Genomic DNA, 21,097 nt, shown 5'->3' with positions numbered 1-21,097 from the left:
AACGTTGGCCTCAGGCGGGCGGCGGCGGATCGGGCGCCTCGACCTCGCCGCGACGCTGCAGCTGCAGGGCGACGAACCAGCACAGGGATGCCCAGGCCGCGCCGATGCACCAGCCGGCCAGCACGTCGCTCGGCCAGTGCACGCCGAGATAGATGCGGCTGATGCCGACCAGCAGCGTCACGCTGACTCCGAGGGCCAGGACCAGTGCCTTCGCGCGGCGGTTGCGCTCGACCCGGGCGATGAGGGTCGCCAGGGTCAGATAGGCGATGGCCGACATGGTGGCGTGGCCGCTCGGAAAACTCGCCGTGAACACCTCCATGCCGTGAGGGACGAGGTCCGGTCGCGGCCGGTGGTAGAGCATCTTCAGCAAGGTCGAGACCAGCTCGCCGCTGCCCACCGCGGCCAGGACGTAGAGGCCGATGCGCCGCCGCCCGGACACGGCGAGATAGCCCGCCACCGCGCAGGTGAGGAACAGCACCGTGAAGACGCTGCCGAGCCCGGTGATGTCGCGCATCGTCTCCTCGAGCCAGGGCGGCCCGATCGGATCGGCGAGATCGGCGGGGTTGCGCAGGGCGAGCAGGATCCGGCGGTCGAGGGCCGCGGTGGAGCCCTCGCCGACCTCGTGGGCGAGGTAGAAGAACCCATAGCCGAGGGTGCTCAGGCAGAGCAGGGCGACGAGGGGACCGACTTCGTTCAGGCGCAACCGCAGCCACACCGCCAGGGCGGGCTCGATCAGGCGATTGTTGCGGATCTGGCTCGGGGCCTTCATGCGACGGGATCCGGGTCGGGGACGTGCGTCATCAGTCGTTCTCTCCGAAGGGCAGGCGGGCCACCGCATCCCAGAGACCGCCACGGTAGCGCCAGAGCAGCGTCGCCGGCGCGGCGAAGCGGAACGGCGCGAAACCGGCCGACAGGTCGGCGTGGAGCGCCCGGGCCTTGTCCGGAGCCACCTTGTTCTGGACCGTAACGTGGGGGCGCCAGCCCTGCCGATCCTGGGCGGTGAGATGAGGCGCGAAGCCCTGCGCAAGGCGGGCCCGGAAGTTCGACAGCGCGTCGGATTCGAGCACGTAGGCGACGCCCCGGCCGGTGAAGCGCAGGCCCGTCACGGCGACCTCCGGCCTCGGAACGGTGCGGGCGAGGACGGTGATGGCCTCGATCACGCCCCGCTCCCGGTCGCCCGGAAGGTGGTGGAACAGGGTCGCATGGGCGGGAATGCGATTCAGCGCTTCGGGGAAGTAGCGACGCCGCTCGCCGTCGAATCGGGCGAAGGTCGGCTCATCGAAGGCGAGCGTCAGGATCAGGGGGTCCGCGTCCATCATGCGGGCCAGATGGCGCCCGAAGCCGCTCAGGTCCAGTACAGAATCCGCGCCGTCGGCAGGTCTCGGGCGAGGCACGCGGTGAGGTGGCTGCGCATCGCCTGCATCAGGAGCTTCGGGAAGACATACTTCACGGAGCCGAACTTGGTGCGCTTCTCGACGCGCTCGGCCTCGTCGAGGGGCAGGTCCGAGCCGGGATACCAGCCGCGCAGCACCGCCTTCGAGCCGGGGGTGAAGCGATGGGTGATGAGTTCGGCGGTGAGGTCGAGATCCGGCACATCGGCGAGGGCGTCGGCGGCGGCGCGGATCAGCCCGGCATAGGCCGCCTCCCACTCCGGGACCGGCAGGATCGGCGCGACGGTCAGGCCGACCGGATAACCGGCCCGGGCCACCTCGGCCATGGCGGCGAGCCGGGCGGGGAGGGGATCGGTGCCGCCCTCGTAACGCGCGGCGGCCCGCGGGTTGACCGAGAAGCGGATCCGCGTGCGCCGGTTGTGCGGCAGGTCGAGGAGCGGTGCCACCGCGGCGAACTTGGTGGTGAAGCGCAACTGAACCGGCGCGTCCCAGGCGCCGAAATGCCGGATCGCCGCCGAGAGCGAGCCGGTCAGGTGCTCGACGCCGAGGGGATCGGTGTAGCAGGACGCCTCGAAGGTGGTTCCCTCGTGCGCCCGCTCCCGGGACGCCGAGGTCACTGCCCCGCGCCCGGCATAGGCCGTGAGGTTGCCGAGGATCGCCTCGAGATTGGCATAGGCGCGCGTCACCGGCGGCCCCGCGAGCGAGCCGGCGAGGTAGCAGTACTGGCAATGGGCGGGGCAGCCCTCGGCAAGGTCGAAGCGCCAGTCGGCCGAGGGCGGGATCGGCTGCAGCCGCAGCTTGGTCGGCGGGGCGCTCGTCAGGACGAGGGTCGCCTTCGCGGCCGCGTAGGCCCGGCGGGGATCCGCCTCGCGCGGGCTCGGCAGGCGGTTGGACGGCAGGCGCTCCACCGGCAGGCCCAGGGCCTCGGCGCGGGCCAGCATGGCCCGGCCATGGGGATGCTCCAGAGCGGACGGCATCACCAGCACCCGGCGCGGGCGCCACGGGCGCCCCGGGCGGACGGGCTCCGGGCCATCGGGGGTCTGAACGGCCGGGAGGGACGAAGGCGGCATGCCTGAGGAACGCCTCGTCCCGGCACCGGGTCCGGCCTAGTCGCCCGCTCACGGTGCGGCTAAAGCACCGTCATGTCTTCAGGCAGGGAGAGCGTCCATGTCGGCCGCGACGGCTGGTTATTTCTCACCGGAGGAACCAACCGGGTCATGGACCGGTATCGCGGCGGTCTGCGGCACTGGCTGCTGCTGCGCGGCTGGACGCGGCTGATCAAGGCCCGTGCGCGGCGGGCCGAGGACCTCGGCATTCGCTGCCTCCACGTGATCGTGCCGGAGAAGCTGTCGGTCTACGACGACAAGACCGACGGCCTGCGCTACGCGCCGGGCAAGGCTTCGACCCGGCGACTGGCCCGACGCCTCGCGCGACACCCGGCCTATCTCGACCTTCTCGCGCCGCTTCGCGCTGCCCGCAACGGAGCGACGCCACTCTACCTGCGCACCGACACCCACTGGACCGCGCAGGGGTGCCTGCTGGCCTATCGCGAGATCATGCGGGCGCTCGGGGCGGTTCCGCCCGCTGATATCGGCGGGCGTCCCGGCACCGTCTCGGAACAGATTATGGATCTCGGCGAGAAGCTGCCCGAGCGGCCGCGCGAGCGGCTGGAGCGGTTCATGCTGCAGCGCGATGCGATTCGGGTGGAGACCGGGCCGCTACTGGCCGCCTACGAGGCGCAGGGCCGCGACCGCGAGGTGCATGTCGGCGCGCATGTCGTCTATCGAAACCCGTCCCCGGGGGCCGATCCGCGACGGCTCGTCCTGTTCGGCGATTCCTGCGCCCATTTCGACCCGTTCCTGCTGACCGGGCTGCTCGCCGAGAGTTTCAGCGAGGTTCACTTCGTTTGGTCCTCGAGCCTCGACTGGCCCTACATCGAGCGCGTGCGTCCGGACATCCTGCTGTTCGAGATCGCCGAGCGCTTCCTGGCCAAGCTGCCGAAGGACGATTTCGACGTGGCCGTCGCCGGTCAGCGCGGGACGGGCGGTCGCCTCGCGCGGCTCAGGAGCGACGGCCTGGGACGTGCCGTGGCGCCTCAGTAGATGGCCGGATCCAGGCGGGCGAAGTCGGTGACGCTGGCGGCCTGATACTTGGCGACGGATTCCGGCGCGCAGGCGATCCCGATCATCAGGACGAGGAGTGTCGCGAGGCACGCGAGCGTTGCCGTGACCACGTCGGCATGGCGCCGCAGAGCATGGATCACCAAGCATCCGAACGTGAACAGGGCCGCCTCGGCGACGGGCACCAGCGCGAACGACATCACTTCACCTCCATCGATCTCCCCACGCGATCGGGCCGCTGCGGCACGTGCGCGGCGACGGGTGGGTGCCCGAGAGATGGCTCAGTTTGCTGCACCGCAACAGAAGGATCGGCGCAGCCCTGCCTTGCGCAGAACTCGCGGGCCGGCGGGACCGGGCGCACCGGTCGCGCGGTCGGCGCTCCTCGGATGCAGACCGGCATCCGTCTTCACAGACGCCGCGCGAGGCCCATCTGGGTCGGATCGCTTATGGGACCGGAGACGACGATGGGCCTCCTCGTGGACGGCATCTGGCGCGACCAGTGGTACGACACCGCCGCGACGGGCGGCCGCTTCGAGCGCAAGGCCTCCGCCTTCCGCAACTGGGTGACCGCCGACGGATCACCGGGTCCCTCCGGATCGGGCGGCTTCCGGGCCGAGCCGGGCCGCTACCATCTCTACGTCTCCCTGGCCTGTCCCTGGGCGCACCGCACGCTGATCGGGCGCGCGCTCAAAGGGCTGGAAGACGCGATCTCCGTCTCAGTGGTCGATCCGCACATGGGCGCCGAGGGCTGGGTGTTCGGCGACACGCCGGGCGCGACGCCGGACCCGATCCACGGCGCACGGCGCCTCTACGAGGTCTACCTGGCGGCCGACCCGTCCTACAGCGGCCGCGTCACCGTGCCGGTGCTGTGGGACCGGGAGCGCGGCACCATCGTGTCGAACGAATCCGCCGAGATCCTGCGGATGCTGAACGACGCCTTCGGAAGCACGGGTCCGGATCTCTACCCGGCGGACCTGCGTCCCGAGATCGACGCGGTGAACGCTCGGGTCTACGACCGGGTGAACAACGGTGTCTACAAGGCGGGCTTAGCCACCACCCAGGACGCCTATGCCCAAGCCTTCGAGGCCCTGTTCGCCGAGCTCGATGCGCTCGAAGCGCGGCTCGACCGGAGCCGTTACCTCTGCGGCGACCGCGTGACCGAGGCGGATATCCGCCTGTTCACCACCCTGGTGCGATTCGACGCGGTCTATGTCGGGCACTTCAAGTGCAACAGGCGCCGGATCGCCGACTATCCGAACCTGTCGAACTATCTCCGCGATCTCTATGCCATGCCCGGCATCGCGCCGACCGTCGATCTGACGCATATCAAGCGGCATTATTACGAGAGCCATCCGACCATCAATCCGACGGGGATCGTGCCCCTCGGACCGGAGCTGGATTTCGCCGCCCCGAACGACCGCGCCCTGCGGTTTGCGGGCTAGCCGGCTGCGGCTGGGGTTCGGCCCGTGGTGAGCCCGACGCCGGCCCCGTCCCGATACCGCCCCCTCGACGGCGGACGCCGTGCGCCTAGTTCGGCTCTCAACCGGAGGATGCCCGACCCGCCATGACCAATCGCCTGCGCCTCGCGCTGCTCTGCGCTCTCGTCAGTCTTCCCTCCGCGGCACGCGCCCAGGCCGCGTTGCGGCTGGACGGCACCTGCGAGAAGCTCGTGATCGGCACGCAGGATCTGAGCAGCTCCTGCAGCAACGTCCTGACGAACGCGGTGAGCCGCAATCGCACCAGCTTCGACTTCACCACCTCCGACGGTCAGGCGCTCAGCTTCAGCGGTAACGGCGCCCAGCAGGAAGCCACCGAGGAGACCGATCCGCTGCAGCCGATCAACGTGGTCACCACCGGAAAGGATGGCGCCCCGATCCTGGCGATCGGCGCCTGCCGCTTCTCCACCCCGGAACCGGGCCGCACCGCGATCACCTGCGAGGCCAGCACGGCCGACGGACGCCCGTTTGCCGGAACGTTCGTGACTGCGGCCAAGGCGCCTGCCGGTGCGCCGGCCGCCGCACCGGCCCGCTGAGCGTCCCTGTCTTTGGGCTGGTCAGATCATGGCGGAAGCCCCATTTAGGGAACTCCACGAAAAAGGTTCCGAAGCCAGACCGATGCTCAACGACACCCTCGCCGGGGGCGGTGCCCCGGCCGGCGACACCGGCACCCTCATCAAGGACACGACCACTGCGAGCTTCCGGCAGGACGTGCTCGCCGAGTCGATGCACCGGCCTGTGCTGGTCGACTTCTGGGCGCCCTGGTGTGGGCCCTGCAAGCAGCTCACGCCGGTGCTGGAGAAGGTGGTCCGGGAGGCCGCCGGCGCGGTCGCCCTGGTGAAGATGAACATCGACGAGCATCCCTCGATAGCGGGTCAGCTCGGCATCCAGTCGATTCCGGCGGTCATCGTCTTCCAGAAGGGCCAGCCGGTCGACGGCTTCATGGGCGCGGTCCCCGAGAGCCAGATCAAGGAGCTGATTGGGCGCGTGGCCGGTCCTCAGCAGGATCCGCTCGAGGCCGCGCTCGCGGACGCCGCCGCCCTCATCGAGGAGGGCGACCTCGCCGGTGCTGCGGAAATCTACGCGGCGGTCCTGGAGCAGCAGCCCGACAACGTCACGGCGCTGGCCGGCCTCGCCAAGATGCAGCTCGACGCAGGCGAGATCGAGAACGCCAAGCGGGTTCTGGCCATGGTGCCGGAGGCGAAGGCTGGCGATCCGGCGCTCGCCGGCATCCGCGCCGCCCTCGAACTCGCCGAGCAGGCCGCCTCGCTCGGCGATCTCGCGGGCGTGCAGCGGGAAGTGGAGGCCAACCCGGACGCCCATCAGGCGCGGTTCGACCTCGCGCTGGGCCTCGCCGCCCGAGGCGAGCGGGGCCAGGCGGTCGACCACCTGATCGAACTGCGCCGGCGCGACAAGGACTGGAACGACGACGGGGCGCGCAAGCAGCTGCTGCAGTTCTTCGAGGCCTGGGGCGTGATGGATCCGGATACGATCCGCGGACGGCGCAAGCTCTCGGCGCTTTTGTTCTCGTGAGGTTCCGGCTCGCGCTTCGGACCACCAATCGGCCCCCCCGGGAGGCGCCATGAGCACCCATGCGAGCTACAAGGGCCCGGCGGATTGTCCCGCGGTCATCCCGGTCTTCCCCCTCTCCGGGGCGCTGCTGCTGCCCCGCGGGCAGATGCCGCTGAACATCTTCGAGCCGCGCTATCTCGCCATGGTCGACGATGCCATGCGCACGGACCGGATCATCGGCATGATCCAGCCGGATCCGGAAGGATCGGGCGGGGCCAATCCGAAACTCTACCGCGTCGGCTGCGCGGGGCGGGTGACCCAGTACGCGGAGACCGGCGACGGACGATACCTGATCTCGCTCACCGGCATCACGCGCTTCCGGGTCGAGAGCGAATTGGCATCGATCGGCCCCTATCGCCGCTGCCACGTCTCCTATGACGACTTCGCTGTGGACTTCGAGCCCCGGGCGGGCGAGGAGCAAGTCGACCGCGCGGGCGTGCTCAAGGCGTTGCGCGACTTCGTGGAGTCGAACGACCTCAAGGTGGACTGGGCCGGAATCGACGAGGCGCCCGACGAGGCGCTGGTCAACGCTCTCTGCATGATGAGTCCGTTCGGTGTGCGCGAGAAACAGGCGATGCTCGAGGCCCCCGACCTGAAGACGCGGGCCGAGATCCTGATCGCGGTCACGCAGATGGAACTGGTTCGCGGCTCGGGCCCCGAGTCGACGATGCAATAGGCTGCACGAACGATGACCAACGACCTCACCGCCCCCGTCGAAGCGACCCGCGTGGACCCGAAGCTTTTGGAGATCCTGGTCTGCCCGCTGACCAAAGGGACACTGGAATACGATTCCGTCCGCCAGGAACTGATCAGCCGTTCCGCCAAGCTCGCTTATCCGATCCGCGACGGGATCCCGATCATGCTGCCGGAAGAAGCCCGGCCGCTGACGGACTGATCGCCCGGGCCGCTCGTTTGCGCGGGGGGCAGCCCGCGTCGCTTCGCATCCCGAGCGCCCCGTGCTTACGGGACCCACTCCCTCCGGTCGGGCTCGGCGCGCCCCGTGCCGGCCGCCCCCTGCCAAACCTCAGGATGTCGGCGAGACTTGGCATCAGGTCTTCCGATCGGAGAGCAGATTCGGCTCTATCGAGCTTGACTATTACTCCGCCCTTCGCCGACCCTGATCTATCTTGAGCTAACGCGTGGCGGCCATACTCTTGCCGCTTCGATCGTTCAGCGTCGAGTCATCCCCGATCGATGATTCTGACCGTGCATCCCGCCTCAGGCGGCATCCACTTCGCTGAGAGATCGCCCCGCATGATCAAGCTGACCGCCGTCGCGGCCCTCGCCGCCGGCCTGTTCCTTCCCCTTTGCGCGCCCGCCAGCGCGGAGCCCGGCACGCATAACGGACGGTGGTCGGTGGAACTGGTCACGGAAACCGGTCTGTGCAGCGCCCGCTACACCTACGCGCTCGCCATTCGCGAGGGTCACGTGCAGCTGATCTCCGGCGCCGCCGGCGCGCAGGTGAACGGGCATGTCGGGGCCGATGGCAGCGTCGGGCTCACCGTCAACAACGGCACCGCGAGCGGCACGGGAACGGGGCGGCTCCGGGCCGGGAGCGGCGCGGGGACCTGGAAGGTCTCGTCCCTCTGCTCCGGCCACTGGACCGCGCGGCGCAGCGATACCCGCACCGCGCAGGCCGACTGAGACCGCTCAGACGGCGGCTGCGAGCCAGGTGCGCGCCTCGTCGATGCGGGCCCGCTCGAACACCTTGATCTGGGTCGGCGAGACGAAATTGAAGGTTTCGGCCAGCGCCTTGAGCCAGGGTGCGTCCGTCACCAGGGCGACGTGGCTGACGCTCTTCATCATCGAGAAGCCGAAGCGCGGATCCTTGAAGAAGGCGGCCGGCTCCATGCCCTCGAAGGCGCGGATGTCCTCGAGCAGCTTGATCTTGCCGCCCTTGTCGAGGTCGGCCTTCATCGCCGTCATCATGGCGTTCATCTCTTCGTCGGTGATCTTCCCGTCGACCACGATCTCGGCGACGTTGGAATCCGGCGTCTTGGTATAAGTCAGCACTGATCGCTCCTCCGGGAACCGCATGCGTCCCGGCCAATCTCCGGCCGGGATCCGCCGCCCGTCGCCCGAGTGTCCTACAAAAAGCTCTGCGGGTCGACATCGATGGCGACCCGGACGTTGCCGCGCACCTTCGGACCCCGGGCGATCCAGGCGCGCAGGTAGGCCTGCAGATCGACGTTGCGCTCGGTCTTCACGAGCAGGCGGAAGCGGTATCGGCCGCGCACCAGGGCCAGCGGCGCCTCGGCGGGACCCAGCACCATCACGCCCTCCGGCGGCTCGGCCGCGCGGGCCAGCGCCTGGCCGTGGGCCTCCGCCACCTCGCGCTCGGTCGCCGAAACGATCAGCGCGGCGAGCCGCCCGAACGGCGGAAGGCCCGCCGCCTCGCGGGCCTGGATCTCCTCCGCGTAGAAGCGCTCGGCATCCCCCGACAGGAGGGCCGCGATCACGGGATGGTCCGGCTGGTAGGTCTGGACGAGGGCGCGGCCGGGCTTCTCTCCGCGGCCGGCACGGCCGGTGACCTGCTGCAGCAGCTGGAACGTCCGTTCCGCGGCCCGCGGATCGCCCGAGGTCAGGCCGATATCGGCGTCGAGCACGCCGACCAGGGTCAGGAACGGGAAATTGTGGCCCTTCGCCACGAGTTGCGTCCCGATCACGATATCGCATTCGCCGGCTGCCACGGCATCGAGTTCCTGCCGCAGGCGCTCCGCGCCGCCGGGGAAGTCGCTCGACAGGACGACGACGCGCCGGTCCGGAAACAAGGCCGTGGCCTCCTCGGCGATCCGTTCGACGCCGGGGCCGCAGGCGGTGAGATTGTCGAATGTGCCGCACTCGGTGCAGGCCTCCGGCCGGCGCTCGGCATAGCCGCATTGATGGCAGACCAGCGCCCGGCGGAACCGGTGCTCCACCAGCCAGGTCGAGCAGTTCTTGCACTGGTAGCGGTGGCCGCAGGCCCGGCAGAGGGTCAGGGGCGCGTAGCCCCGGCGGTTGAGGAACAGCAGCGCCTGCTCGCCGCGCTCCAGGGTGCTCTTCACCGCGTTGACCAGCGGCGGGCTCAGGAAGCGGCCGCGCTCGGGCTGGTCGAGGCGCATGTCGATCGCCGCGATGTCGGGCAGGCGCCGCCCGCCGAAGCGCTCGGGGAGCAGGATGTGCCGGTAGCGCCCCCTTGCGGCGTTGACGCGGGTCTCGATGGCGGGCGTCGCCGAGGTCAGCACCACCGGGCAGGACTCGAGACGCCCGCGCACCACCGCCATATCGCGGGCATGGTAATGGACGCCGTCCTCCTGCTTGTAGGCGGTCTCGTGCTCCTCATCGACCACGATCAGCCCCAGCCGCGCGAAGGGCAGGAACAGGGCCGAGCGCGCGCCGACCACCACCAGCGCCTCGCCCTCGGCCACCGCGGCCCGCAGGCGCTCGCGACGCCTGCCGCCGATTCCGGAATGCCACGCCGCCGGCCGAACCCCGAACCGGGCTGCGAAGCGGTCCAGGAACTGGGCCGTCAGCGCGATTTCCGGCATCAGGATCAGCGCTTGGCGGCCCGCCCGGATGCAGGCGGCCACGGCCTCGAAATAGACCTCGGTCTTGCCCGAGCCGGTGACCCCCTCCAGCAGGACGGGCCTGAGATCGGCCGGATCCTCCGCCGGCGGCCGGTCCCACGGAAAGGGCGCGACCAGAGCCGCCACGGCCTCGGCCTGGGCGGGCGAGAGCGGCGAGCGCGGGAAGTCCGGATCGGGCCGCGGCGCGACCGGCTCGGGCGCGACCGCCACGGTCTCCAGGGCACCGTCGTCGATGAGCCCGTCGACCACCGAGAGCGAGACCCCGGCCTCCTTGGCCAGGGCGCTCTTGCCCCGCAGACCGCCGTCGGCGGCCGCGGCGAGGACCTTGGTGCGGGCCGGGGTCGGCCGGGCCGGGGGCTTGTCGGTGATGCGCACGGCGACCCGGGCGGTCTCGCCGGCCGCCGCCTCGTCGGGCAGGCGCAACACCATGGCCAGCGCCGAGCCTTTCGGCGCCAGCGTGTAGCGGGCGATCCAGTCGACGAGGCTGCGCAGCGAGTCCGACAGGGGCGGGAAGGGCAGGCGGTCGGTCACAGGCCGCAGGTTCGAGCCGCCGGGGCTCTCGGCCACGCCCCAGACGACCCCGACGATCTCGCGCGGTCCGAGAGGCACCTGCACCACGTCGCCGGCGGCGAGGTCGAGCCCGGCCGGCGCCACGTAGCTGTAGGGTGTATCGAGGGCCAGCGGGATCAGGATCTCGGCGACGACGGGCATGCTGGGCTTTTCGGGCGGGTCCGTTCCGGGTCCGTACCACAGGCCCGGGAAAAGAACCCGCCGCTTCAGCGATCCCGCAGCCCCGGCACCAGCGGCAGGGCCGCGAGACTCAGGGCCGCCATCGCCCAGAAGGCGGAAGCCCCAAACGACCCGTAGAGCGCCCCGGAGGCCAGGGTCGCGGCGACGCCGGACAGGCCGAGGCCCAGGGTGCCGTACAGGGCCAGCGCGGTCGTCCGGAGGTCGGCCGGCGTGGTGGCTTCGATGAGCCCGAGGCAGGCGAGGTGGAGGAGGGCGAAGCTCACCCCGTGCAGGGCCTCGACGGCGGCGAGCCACGGGATCGCGGTCGTGGAGCCCAGCACCGCCCAGCGGACGGCCCCCGCGCAGGCCGCGGCCGCGACGCCTGCCGCAGGGCCGATCCGCGCCAGCAGGGGCGGCCCGACCAGCAGGAAGACCAGAACCTCGGCGGCCACCGACACCGACCAGAGGAGGCCCGCGGTGGCCGGCGCGATCCCGGCGGAGCGCCACAGGATCATGGCGAAGCCGTCGTGCATCGCGTGGGCGCCGATCACCAGGGCGGCGACCAGCACCGTGCGGCGGAAACGCGGCAGCGCGATCAGGGCAGCGAAACCGTGCCACGGCGCCCCGGCCCGGGTCGTTCGGGCCCGATCCGCCGGCAGCGCCAGGGCCGACGCACCGGCGGCGAGGAACAGGCCGCCGCTCGCGACGAGGGCGGCGGCGAGGCCGAAGATCCCGATCGACCAGCCCGCGGCGGCGGTGCCCGCGATGAAAGCGGCCGAGCCCGCGCCACGGATCCAGCCGTACTGGAACGCCGCCCCGCCCCGCGCGGCGGCCAGGGCCAGCGCGTCGACGAGCGGCGCCGGGGCCGCGGTGCCCACCGCATAGAGCAGAGCCGGGGCGATCAACTGCGCCAACCCGACGCCCGGCAGATGCGCCAGGGTGCTGAGCCCCGCCAGCGCGAGACTCGCCGCAAGAATGGATCTGCCGACGCGATGGCGGTCGGCGAAGGCACCGGCCAGCGGCCCGATCCCGAGGCGCAGCGCACCCGCGGCGGCGAGAAGAAGACCGATCTCAGCCGGCGTCAGGCCACGGGCCGCCAGGAAGCCCGGCAGGATCGGCGACAGAACGCCATAGGCACCGTAGAGCGCCGCATACAGGACGAGGAACCGGGGGAGCCCGCCACGTCGTTCCGCCCCTGGCGCCCGCTTCTGCATGGGCGGAACGTAGTCCGGCAGGCCTCCCGAAGTCAGGTCAGCAGGGGCGACGGACGGCGTAGCGGTAGCGCCGCCCTTGCGCGTCGAGCAGCTCGCTGTCGGGACCTTCCTGCCAGACGACCTCGTCCTCGGGCCCCGCCGCGTTGGTCAGGGTTGCCCCACGGACGATGTCGAGGCTGAGGCCGAACCCGTAATTGGTGGCGGTCGCGTCGGTGATCGCGGCCGTGATGTCGGCCTCGTCGGGCAGGCAGGCGAACAAGACGCCGTCGGCGATGGCGAGGGTGTAGGTTTGCACGGATGGGCTCCAACAGGCTCGAAGAGCGTGGACCGGCACGGGAGCGCCCAAACCTAGGCATCGCCACCGGTATGTGAAGGCTTCCCACCGAAATGCTGCATTGCACCATTTCGTGAGGACAAGCCCCGCGCAAGCCCGCCGCGCCGCGTCTCACCGCCCCAGATGGCTATCGAAGAACCGCGCCATCTCGGCGAACACCTCCTTGGTCTCCGGGGCGTCCGGGGTGAAGAGGTACTGGGCGTGGGACATGCCCTCGAACACCTGGAGGGACGCCTCGATCCCGGCGGCGCGCAGCTTCCGATGGGTGCGCACGGTGTTCGACAGGAACAGGTCGCGGGTGCCGGTGATCAGGATCGCGGGCGGCAGGCCGGCGAAATCGCCATAGATCGGCGAGAGCTGCGGGTCCTTCAGGTCCCGACCGGCGGCGTAGAGCTTGGCGGCCGGCGTCAGGTAGCCGGAATAGCTGACGAGGACGTTGTCCAGCCACTCGTTGGTCCGGTAGCTGTCGCCGGTCTCGGTCATGTCGGACCAGGGCGTGCCGAGGCCGATCGCCGCCGGCAGCGCCAGTCCCTCGGCCTTGGCGCGGAGCATCAGAGCCAGGGTCATGCCGCCGCCCGTGGAGGTGCCGAACACCGCCATGTTCTGAGGCTTCTGCATGGTCAGCATGGCGCGCCACACGGCGGTCGCGTCGTCCATGGCGGCGGGGTAGGGGGCATCCGGCGGCATGCGGTAATCCACCGCGATGACCTTGTAGCCGCCGAGGCCGGCCATCAGGATCGCCTCCAGCGTGCCGGACTCGCCGGGATTGTAGACGTAGCCGCCCCCGTGGATGTGCAGGAGCAGGCGGTTGCGGTTGGCTTCGGGCATCTGCCGGGGCTGGATCACGAAGGCCTTCACGCCGCCGATCACGGCGGCCTCGCTGGTGACGCCGAGCTTCTCACGCAGGGCGGGGAGGGCGGCGGCGCCGGCGGCGGCCAGCCGGTCGACCAGGGCCTTCCAGGCCGCGGCGTCCGGCGGGTTCGCGTTCCAGGCCGGCACGCGGTAGGGCGCCGCCACAGCCGTGCGGAATTGCGGACTCGTCGTGTCGGCGGGCACCGGCACGACCTTGGCCGGTACCGTCCGTGGCCCCGGCGCGGCATTGGCCGCTCCGATCTCGGCCTCGAGCTGCTCGAAACGGGGAACTGGCCTCTCGGCGGGTGCGGCCTGCCCGAGGGCGGCGTGGGTTCCGCAGGCGATCATCAGCAGCGCGGACAGGCTCAGGCGCATCTCGGTTCCTCCTGGGCAGCCCGGTCTGCGGACCCGTCTCGGCGGGGGCCGGCTGCGTGGATCCATGAAGTATCGGACGGGGCGGACCGCGACAGCGGCCCCGGTTACGATCACGGCCTTGCGTTCACGCTTCGAGGCGCGGCAGCGCAGCCGGGGTGGCCGGCTCGACCACCAGGGTCGCCGGCACGGCGCCGTCACCGGCCAGCGCCTCGGCGATCGCCTCGGGGGCGATCGGGTCCTCGGCGGCAGAACCGGCGAGATCCGGCGTGATCCGGGCGGTCTCCCGCCGTGTATCGGTCTCCGCCGCGGCATGCTCGTCGGCGACGCCGGCCACCGCCTCGGGGGCGATCAACCCGATGGCCGCCGCATGCTCGGCCATCGCGACACTGTCGCCGGCCAGCACCAGGCTCGATCCGGCCCGGGCGACGGCGCCGGCGAGGCGGACGATCTCCTCGACCCGGGCCGAGTCGCGGGACACGTTGCGGATGTAGACTGCCAGCACCCGCCCGGGATTCTCCTCGACGATCTGCGCGTAGACCTCCGGATCGTGCTGGCCGCTGTCGCCGATCAGCACGAAGGGCAGATCCCGGTAGAGGGCGAGCATGTGGCGGATCAGCGCCTGCTTGTGGTCGGTGGCCCGGCGCGGCAGCGGATGCGTCCAGGACAGGCCCCATTCCCTCAGGAACAGCACCGGCCCCGCCGGAATGCCGTGGCGCTGGAAGAATTCCGACAGCATTTCGTAGAGGCCCCAGGGGGCCCGGGAGACGTAGAGCATCGGGTTGCCCTCGCCGCCGCCGGCGCCCGCATGCAGGGCCCGGTAGAGGGCGGCCACACCCGGGAAGGCGACCCGGCTCTCGGCATCCTCCACGAACAGGCGCCAGAGCATCGTCAGCTTGTTGGCGACACCGGTGCGCATGACCGTGTCGTCGATGTCACTGACGACGACGACACGGCACTGGTCGGGCGGGATGAACACCGCGCCCTCGGCGGGGATCGGCGGGTCGGCGTCGAGAAGGAGATCGACCGCGTGCCACTCCCCCGGCGCAGCCGGTCGCGTGCGCGGGTGCAGGTGCAGACGGAAATAACCGTCGCGGTCGGTCTCGACCCGGACGGCGTCGTCGCCGAACCGGGCGGTCACGGCGGCTCCGGCAATCGCCCGCCGGGCGATGCGGCGCCGCAGGTCGCGCCATTGCGCCCGCAGGGAATCGGGATCCTCGCCGGGGATCCCGGGCGATTGCCGGAAGACGCGGCCGATCAGGAATACTTCATCGCGTGAGCCGTAGCCGCGGTACGGCTCGACCACGAGGCCGCCCGGTCCCTTGCCGCCCCGGCCCTGCGCCCGGCGGACCGGCCGGGTGAGGACCCGCAGCGCCTTGGTGGCGCCCTTGCGCACGCGTGAGGCCATGGACCGGCCGCTCCCGGGCGCTCAGGCCTGCGGCAGTTCGGGGCTGAGCCCCATCGCGTCGAGGCCCTCCTCCAGCAGATCCCCGGCGTCGGGCGAGCCCAGCAGCTCCCGCACGGCGCCCTCGCCAGCGGCCTCGCGCTCGCGGGCGAAGCGCACGGCCTCGCTCCACTCCTCGGGCTCCATGTCGCCGCGTCCGATATAGAGAAGGGCGAGCAGCTCGGCCCGGGAATCGTCGTCGAGCCCGGCGATCAGGCCCCGGACCTCGGATTCCGTGGCGTCGTCGGTGCCGGAGGTCAGGACGTCGGTGGACCCGTCGTCGATCGGGTTCGAGCCCGAATCCGGATCGGTGTTGCCCTCCTTCACCTCGATGGCGCGCAGCCGCATGACGATGTCGGTGACGGTTTCGACGGCGATATCCATGCGCTGATCTCCGAACGCTGACAGGAGCGGCCAAGCGGGGCCCTCAAGCCGCGACAACGGACGAGCGGGCCCGGGGTTCGCCCCATCCCCATCGAAGGCGCGGTGCGTGGTCCGCGCCACTTCCCGGTTCGACCACCGTAGGATAGAGCCTGCGAGACTATTTCGATAACCGGGTCAACATCGGCGATAGACGTGGTTTCTATAGAGTCTGCTGGAACATCCTTCGCCGATACCACCGTCTCCTGCGTACGCGACTCAAGGTCTCGGCGCTCGGCCGGGCGCCGCTGGCACGTCGGCGCCCTCGCGGGGCTCTGGGGAGTGGCCGGATCCGTGCTGCTTGGACCGGTCCACGCCGAGGCCAGGCCCGCGAGCTACGAGGGCAGCGCGCCGAGCTGCTTCCTCACCGGCGGCGGCGCCCTCGAGATTTGCCGGGATGGCTCGGAGGCCGAGGGCGTCCTGATCGCGCCGGCGCCCTGCGCGTTCGTACGCGGCGTTCAGCTCCTGCGGCTTGCCCGTTCCGAGGCACCGGGCCCGATCCAGGCCCTGTTCCAGGGGCAGACCCCGGTGGCATCCCGACGGGACGAGCCCTGCCCGGAGCGCCGCGCCACGGACAGCCGGGATGGCGGCGCCCTGCGCACCGGGCGGACCTTCGAGGCCTTGGTCACGACGCTGCCGCCCACGGCCGACCGGTTCTGGGTCGACCTGCCAGAGCAGAGCACGCGGGCGCGCGGCTGGTCCGAACCGACACCGACGGCCGAGGGGATCGGCCCGCGCGACCCGATCGCGGTGACGGGCCGCACCTGGGCCGGGGAGGCCTACAGCTACGTCTTCCTGCTCGGGCAGGAGCGCGTGGGCGTCACCGGCGGGGACGATGCCGAGACCGAGCGCCGGGGCCGCCGTGGGCGCCGGCGAGCGGAGCAGGACGCGCCGACGTCCGGCCCGGCCGATGTCCGCCGCCGCGTGCAGATCGAGGCCCGGACCCTCGATTTCCAAACCTTCGAGATCCGCACCCGCACCGCGGACGGGTACGGCCTGGCCTGGACGCCGTTCGAGGCGGGCGCGGGCCGCGGGCGGCGCAGCGACCCGCCCGCCCCCGCCGCGGTGATCGACGAGGCGGGCAAGCCGGTGACCTCGGCCTGCACGGCCCCGGCCTTCGAGACCCACGGGCTCGCCGGTTCGATCAGCGTCGTGGATCGCACCTATCACTACGTCTACACCGACGTGCTGCCCGAGGATTGCGGCCTCGCCCCCGAGAAGCGCCGCACCGGGCTCTTCCTGCGCACCGCACAGGACCTGTCCGGGGCGAAGGTCTGGTCGACGGCCCGCAAGCTCGCCGGGCCGCTGCCGCCCGGGTCCCTCGTGCGGGTGGCCCGGGCCAAGGGCTTGCAGCGCTGGGCGGTCTCCTACACGTGCCAGCGGCCGGCCAACGCGCCGGGCGGCCCCGTGGCGGACATCTGCCTCCAGTACACCGCCGACATGAACCTCGACGGCATCGGCGCCCTCAAGCTCTACGCCGATCCGGTCGAAGCCGGCCGCTCGCCGGCCTATCTCGGACTGCGCTCGGGGGGCGACGGCAGCGGCCGGTACGATCGGAGCGCGCATTTCTGGATGACGGACGCGGAAGGCAACCTCGACACGCCGGCGATCTATCCGAACAAGGCCGGGTTCCTGACCTGGCTCGACCGGCTCGCTCCGACCGCCTCCGGCCGCGACACGTCGAGCCTCTACGGAAGGCCCGTCTACTGGGCGACGTGGACGGTGCGCCAGATCGGCGCGCAATAAGTCGCGGGAGGCGCTATATGGGCGGCCGACAAGCCGCGCGCGGCGTGCCTGACGGACCCGATGGAAACCCATATCGACCTGTGGTTCGCCGCGAGCATCGTGGCGATCTCGTTGCTCCTCTCGGCTTTCTTCGCGGGCGCGGAGACGGCCTTCACGGCCGCGTCGCGGGCGCGGATGCACGCCCTCGAACAGGCGGGCGACCCGCGGGCCGCGATCGTCAACCGCATCCTGGCGATCCGCGAGCGCTTCATCGGCGCCATGCTGATCGGCTACAACATCGTGGCGATCGGTGCCTCGGCCTTCACCACCAGCGTGCTCACCGCGCTGTTCGGCAAGAGCGGCGTGATCTACGCCACGGTCGGCATGTCGGTGCTGGTCATCGTGTTCGCCGAGGTGCTGCCGAAGACCCTCGCCATCTCCAAGCCCGACAAGGCGGCGCTGCTCACCGCCCGGCCGGTGGCCTTCGCGGTGGCGCTGATGGGCCCGCTGGCCATCGCCATCGAGCATCTCGTGCGGCTGATGCTGAAGCCGTTCGGCGTCACCATCGGCGAGCACCAGTCGATCCTCACCGCCGCCGAGGAGCTGCGCGGGCAGGTGGCGCTGATGCACCGGGAGGGGGGCGTCGCAAAGGCCGAGCGCGACATGCTGGGCGGCCTCCTCGACCTCTCGGACCTGTCGGTCTCCGACGTCATGGTCCACCGCACCAAGATGCGGGCGATCGACGCCGACCAGCCCTCCGAGGACATCGTCCGCGCCGTCCTGTCCTCGCCCTATACGCGCATGCCCCTGTGGCGCGGCACGCCGGAGAACATCGTCGGCGTGCTCCACGCCAAGGACCTTCTGCGGGCGCTCGACGCGGCGGGGGGCGACGCCTCGGGCCTCAAGGTCGAGGCGCTCGCCCTGGAGACGTGGTTCGTGCCGGGCACCACGTCCCTGCGCGCCCAGCTCAAGGCCTTCCTCACCAAGAAGACCCACTTCGCCCTGGTGGTCGACGAGTACGGCGAGGTGATGGGCCTCGTGACTCTGGAAGACATCCTGGAGGAGATCGTCGGCGACATCGCCGACGAGCACGACGTCACGGTCTCGGGGGTGCGCCCGCAGGGGGACGGGTCGGTGAACGTCGATGGCGGCGTGCCGATCCGCGACCTGAATCGCGCGATGGACTGGAAACTCCCCGACGAGGAGGCGACCACGATCGCGGGCCTCGTCATCCACGAGGCCCGGACCATCCCGGATCAGGGGACGGCCTTCAACTTCCACGGCTTCCGCTTCCAGGTGCTGCGGAAGGCCAAGAACCGGATCACCACGCTGCGCATCACGCCGCTGACGGCGACCGGGCTCCAGGCCACCGCTCAGCCGGACGCGCAGCGCGACGCGGTGTGATGCCGCGTGCGGGCGGCGGCTTCGACGTCGCCGCGTCCGCGCGCACAGCGCCGCCTTTTGGAGGCGCGATGCTGATGGACCTCGCGGCATGCCGGGTCACGTCGCGCCACGCAAAATGACGGGGCGCGCGTCTTCGACCGGAATGCGGGTGCGGCACCGGGTCCGGACGACGGTTTTCCCGCCGTCCGTCTGAGGTCCATCCGCGACCGGCCGCGCGCCTCAGCCCGGCATCGCCTCCAGCCCCTCGGCACGGATCCAGTCCCGGGTGCGGTCGAGCGCCCGGCCGAGCCGGTCGAACAGGGCATCGATCTCATCCGGCGCGATGATCAGCGGCGGGCAGACCGCGACGCGGTCGCCGGCAAGCGCCCGCACGATCAGCCCTTCGCCCTGCGCGAAGGCGACGCAGCGCGCAGCGACGCCGGTCTTGGGGTCGTATTGCCGCTTGGTGGCCTTGTCGGCGACGATCTCCAGGCCGCCGATCAGCCCGATGCCCCCGGCCTCGCCCACGAGGTCGTGCCCGGCCAGCGCCGAGAGGCGACGCTGGAACTGGGGTGCCTTCTCGGCCGCCCCCTCGATGATGCGGTCGCGGCGATAGATCTCGATGGCCTTCAGCGCCACGGCCGCAGCCACCGGGTGTCCGGAATAGGTGGTGCCGTGGCCGAAGGTGCCGATCTTCTCGCTCTGGCCGACAAGGGCTTCGTAGAGCGGTTCGTCGATGCTCACGCCGCCGAGCGGCATGTAGGCCGAGGTCAGGGCCTTGGCGAAGGAGATCGAATCGGGCCGGGCACCCAGCGCCTCGCTGCCGAACCACGTGCCGAGCCGTCCGAAGCCGCAGATCACCTCATCGGCGATGAAGCGGACCTCGTATTTCGCCAGCACCGCCTGGATCGCGGAAAAATAGCCCCGCGGCGGCACGATCGCGCCGCCCGCGCCCATGACCGGCTCGGCGATGAAGGCCGCCACCGTGTCCGGCCCCTCCCGCAGGATGGTCTCCTCCAGTTCGGCGGCGAGGCGCGCGGAATAGGCCTCCTCGCTCTCGCCCGGCTCGGCGCCCCGGTAATGGTGGGCGGCGGAGACGTGCAGGAAGCCCGGAAGCGGCAGGTCCCAGTCGGCGTGATTCGCGGCGAGCCCGGTCATCGACGCACTGGCGACCGTCACGCCATGATAGCCCTTCTGCCGAGCGATGATCTTCTTTTTATTCCGGCGCCCGAGGGCGTTGTTGTAATACCACGTGAGCTTGACCTGCGTGTCGTTGGCCTCGGATCCCGAAGACGTGAAAAAGATCTTCGAGGTCGGAACCGGCATCAGCTCCTTGAGCGTCTCGGCGAGTTCGATACCCGGATCGTGGCTGCGGCCGGAGAACAGGTGCGTGAAGGGCAGGCGCGCCATCTGCGCCCGGGCCGCCTCCACCAGCTCGGCGTTGGAATAGCCCAAGGCCGTGCACCACAGGCCGGACATGCCCTCGATATAGGGACGCCCCTCGGTGTCGTAGACATGCACACCCTCGCCGCGCTCCAGAACCAGCGGACCGATCTGTCGGTGCGTCGACAGGTTGGTGTAGGGGTGGAGAACGGTTTCGACGTCGCGGGTCGCGAGATTCGAGAGCATGGTTCGCAAGGTCCTCGTGCGAGGGTCACCGCCGCCACACTACCGACCCGATGCCCCGGCAGGTAGCCCGAAGGACCCGCGGCCGGCCGTTACCGGACGCATGCCGCCCGCGACCGCCTCTGTTGACGCCCGACCGATGCTCAATCCGGAAACGTTCGTCGCACAACCCGCCCCCGGCCGCGCCTGCGGCGCCTGCACGCTCTGCTGCAAGGTCTACGACGTGCCCGCGGTGGAGAGCGTGGCCGGACAATGGTGCCGGCACACCAGGGCCGGCCAGGGCTGCGCCATCCACGCCACCCGGCCCGACCATTGCCGGGCATTCCACTGCCTCTGGATGACGGAAGGCTGGCTCGGACCGGAATGGAAGCCGGATCGCGCCAAGATGGTGCTGAGCCTCGACCCGCTCACCCGCAACATGAACGTCCAGGTCGATCCCGGCCAAGCGGGCGCGTGGCGGCGCGAACCCTATTACGGGCAGCTCAAACGCTGGGCCGTCGCCTCGGTGCCGCTGCGGCGGCACGTGCTGGTCCACCTCAACAAGAGCACCACCGTCGTCCTGCCGGACCGCGATGTCAGTCTCGGAGTGGTCGGCGCCCACGAACGCATCGTCACCACCGACCGCATGACCCCGCAGGGCCCGAGCTTCGACGTCCGGAAAGTCCCGGCCTGAGCCCATCGGCCCGGACCGGAGGAGCCCACTCTCAGGGGCTCATGGACACGTGACCGCTCCGTTTCAGCACTCCGGGTCGGACGCTCGTCAGCCGGGCGGATTGCCTGTCCGGCAGTCCGGTGCCCGGCGCCTCCGGCACCGTGGATGCGCCCCGGATGGGGACGCGACAGCGCGGCATCC

At 70.9% G+C, this 21,097-nt stretch carries 22 protein-coding genes; 10 read left to right on the top strand and 12 right to left on the bottom strand.

Features of this window, described 5'->3' with window-relative positions; genetic code table 11:
- Positions 1-10 precede the first annotated feature (10 nt).
- Genes A3862_RS26930 through A3862_RS26920 form a run of 3 tightly spaced genes read right to left on the bottom strand, consistent with a single transcriptional unit; the run spans position 11 to position 2,461 of the window.
- Complete coding sequence (locus A3862_RS26930; RefSeq protein WP_043356220.1) at positions 11-769, bottom strand: phosphatase PAP2 family protein; 759 nt, start codon at positions 767-769, stop codon at positions 11-13.
- A gap of 31 nt (positions 770-800) precedes the next feature.
- Positions 801-1,319: a 2'-5' RNA ligase family protein gene (locus tag A3862_RS26925; RefSeq protein ID WP_043755945.1), complete on the bottom strand. Its 519-nt coding sequence runs from the start codon at positions 1,317-1,319 to the stop codon at positions 801-803.
- Positions 1,320-1,345: 26 nt separating this feature from the next.
- Positions 1,346-2,461, bottom strand: coding sequence for an SPL family radical SAM protein (locus A3862_RS26920; protein ID WP_043755948.1), 1,116 nt, complete (start codon positions 2,459-2,461; stop codon positions 1,346-1,348).
- Positions 2,462-2,533: 72 nt separating this feature from the next.
- Here A3862_RS26920 and A3862_RS26915 point away from each other — a divergent pair, with 72 nt between their 5' ends.
- A complete protein-coding gene (locus A3862_RS26915) occupies positions 2,534-3,493 on the top strand; it encodes an alginate O-acetyltransferase AlgX-related protein (RefSeq protein ID WP_043755950.1) in 960 nt (319 codons plus the stop codon).
- Here the strand turns inward: A3862_RS26915 and A3862_RS26910 are convergent.
- Positions 3,487-3,711 carry a hypothetical protein gene (locus A3862_RS26910; protein WP_043352033.1) on the bottom strand — a complete coding sequence of 75 codons (225 nt, stop codon included), beginning with the start codon at positions 3,709-3,711 and terminating at the stop codon, positions 3,487-3,489. The genes A3862_RS26915 and A3862_RS26910 overlap by 7 nt on opposite strands.
- A gap of 264 nt (positions 3,712-3,975) precedes the next feature.
- Here A3862_RS26910 and A3862_RS26905 point away from each other — a divergent pair, with 264 nt between their 5' ends.
- The 6 genes from A3862_RS26905 to A3862_RS26880 all read left to right on the top strand — a co-directional run bounded on the left by A3862_RS26905 (position 3,976) and on the right by A3862_RS26880 (position 8,223).
- Positions 3,976-4,953 (top strand): glutathione S-transferase family protein, encoded by a 978-nt coding sequence (locus tag A3862_RS26905; RefSeq protein WP_043760800.1) that lies wholly within the window; start codon positions 3,976-3,978, stop codon positions 4,951-4,953.
- 122 nt (positions 4,954-5,075) lie between these two features.
- Positions 5,076-5,543, top strand: a complete 468-nt coding sequence (locus A3862_RS26900; protein ID WP_043352034.1) for a hypothetical protein — start codon at positions 5,076-5,078, stop codon at positions 5,541-5,543.
- An 82-nt stretch (positions 5,544-5,625) separates the two neighbouring features.
- Complete coding sequence (gene trxA, locus A3862_RS26895; RefSeq protein ID WP_043388738.1) at positions 5,626-6,540, top strand: thioredoxin; 915 nt, start codon at positions 5,626-5,628, stop codon at positions 6,538-6,540.
- A gap of 49 nt (positions 6,541-6,589) precedes the next feature.
- On the top strand, positions 6,590-7,255 hold the full coding sequence (locus tag A3862_RS26890) for an LON peptidase substrate-binding domain-containing protein (protein WP_043352038.1): 666 nt from the start codon (positions 6,590-6,592) through the stop codon (positions 7,253-7,255).
- Positions 7,256-7,267: 12 nt separating this feature from the next.
- Entirely contained in the window at positions 7,268-7,474 is a 207-nt protein-coding gene (locus A3862_RS26885; protein WP_043352039.1) for a Trm112 family protein, read from the top strand.
- Between the two features lie 359 nt (positions 7,475-7,833).
- Complete coding sequence (locus A3862_RS26880) at positions 7,834-8,223, top strand: hypothetical protein (protein ID WP_043352078.1); 390 nt, start codon at positions 7,834-7,836, stop codon at positions 8,221-8,223.
- 6 nt (positions 8,224-8,229) lie between these two features.
- On the opposite strand, the gene A3862_RS26875 is transcribed toward A3862_RS26880, so the two are convergent.
- The 7 genes from A3862_RS26875 to A3862_RS26845 all read right to left on the bottom strand — a co-directional run bounded on the left by A3862_RS26875 (position 8,230) and on the right by A3862_RS26845 (position 15,474).
- The gene (locus tag A3862_RS26875) at positions 8,230-8,592 is read right to left on the bottom strand and encodes an STAS/SEC14 domain-containing protein (RefSeq protein ID WP_043352080.1); all 363 of its coding nucleotides are present in this window, start codon (positions 8,590-8,592) and stop codon (positions 8,230-8,232) included.
- Positions 8,593-8,666: 74 nt separating this feature from the next.
- Positions 8,667-10,856 carry a primosomal protein N' gene (locus A3862_RS26870; protein WP_043388741.1) on the bottom strand — a complete coding sequence of 730 codons (2,190 nt, stop codon included), beginning with the start codon at positions 10,854-10,856 and terminating at the stop codon, positions 8,667-8,669.
- A 65-nt stretch (positions 10,857-10,921) separates the two neighbouring features.
- Positions 10,922-12,088, bottom strand: coding sequence for an MFS transporter (locus A3862_RS26865; RefSeq protein WP_111474120.1), 1,167 nt, complete (start codon positions 12,086-12,088; stop codon positions 10,922-10,924).
- 37 nt (positions 12,089-12,125) lie between these two features.
- Complete coding sequence (locus tag A3862_RS26860; RefSeq protein WP_043352044.1) at positions 12,126-12,383, bottom strand: hypothetical protein; 258 nt, start codon at positions 12,381-12,383, stop codon at positions 12,126-12,128.
- A gap of 150 nt (positions 12,384-12,533) precedes the next feature.
- Complete coding sequence (locus A3862_RS26855; protein ID WP_043388744.1) at positions 12,534-13,649, bottom strand: alpha/beta hydrolase; 1,116 nt, start codon at positions 13,647-13,649, stop codon at positions 12,534-12,536.
- 124 nt (positions 13,650-13,773) lie between these two features.
- The gene (locus A3862_RS26850; RefSeq protein WP_043388746.1) at positions 13,774-15,054 is read right to left on the bottom strand and encodes an App1 family protein; all 1,281 of its coding nucleotides are present in this window, start codon (positions 15,052-15,054) and stop codon (positions 13,774-13,776) included.
- Positions 15,055-15,075: 21 nt separating this feature from the next.
- The gene (locus A3862_RS26845) at positions 15,076-15,474 is read right to left on the bottom strand and encodes a DUF3775 domain-containing protein (protein ID WP_043352051.1); all 399 of its coding nucleotides are present in this window, start codon (positions 15,472-15,474) and stop codon (positions 15,076-15,078) included.
- A gap of 330 nt (positions 15,475-15,804) precedes the next feature.
- On the opposite strand from A3862_RS26845, the gene A3862_RS26840 reads away from it, so the two are divergent.
- Positions 15,805-17,256, top strand: coding sequence for a hypothetical protein (locus A3862_RS26840; protein ID WP_236961551.1), 1,452 nt, complete (start codon positions 15,805-15,807; stop codon positions 17,254-17,256).
- A gap of 60 nt (positions 17,257-17,316) precedes the next feature.
- A complete protein-coding gene (locus A3862_RS26835; protein WP_043388750.1) occupies positions 17,317-18,639 on the top strand; it encodes an HlyC/CorC family transporter in 1,323 nt (440 codons plus the stop codon).
- Positions 18,640-18,858: 219 nt separating this feature from the next.
- Here A3862_RS26835 and A3862_RS26830 read toward each other — a convergent pair whose 3' ends face one another.
- Positions 18,859-20,247 carry an aminotransferase gene (locus tag A3862_RS26830; RefSeq protein ID WP_043755953.1) on the bottom strand — a complete coding sequence of 463 codons (1,389 nt, stop codon included), beginning with the start codon at positions 20,245-20,247 and terminating at the stop codon, positions 18,859-18,861.
- 136 nt (positions 20,248-20,383) lie between these two features.
- Here A3862_RS26830 and A3862_RS26825 point away from each other — a divergent pair, with 136 nt between their 5' ends.
- The gene (locus tag A3862_RS26825) at positions 20,384-20,917 is read left to right on the top strand and encodes a hypothetical protein (protein WP_111474118.1); all 534 of its coding nucleotides are present in this window, start codon (positions 20,384-20,386) and stop codon (positions 20,915-20,917) included.
- Positions 20,918-21,097: the final 180 nt, after the last annotated feature.

This window comes from Methylobacterium sp. XJLW (assembly GCF_003254375.1).
GTDB classification, from domain to species: domain Bacteria; phylum Pseudomonadota; class Alphaproteobacteria; order Rhizobiales; family Beijerinckiaceae; genus Methylobacterium; species Methylobacterium fujisawaense.
This window is presented reverse-complemented; position numbering and strand designations above follow the sequence as displayed.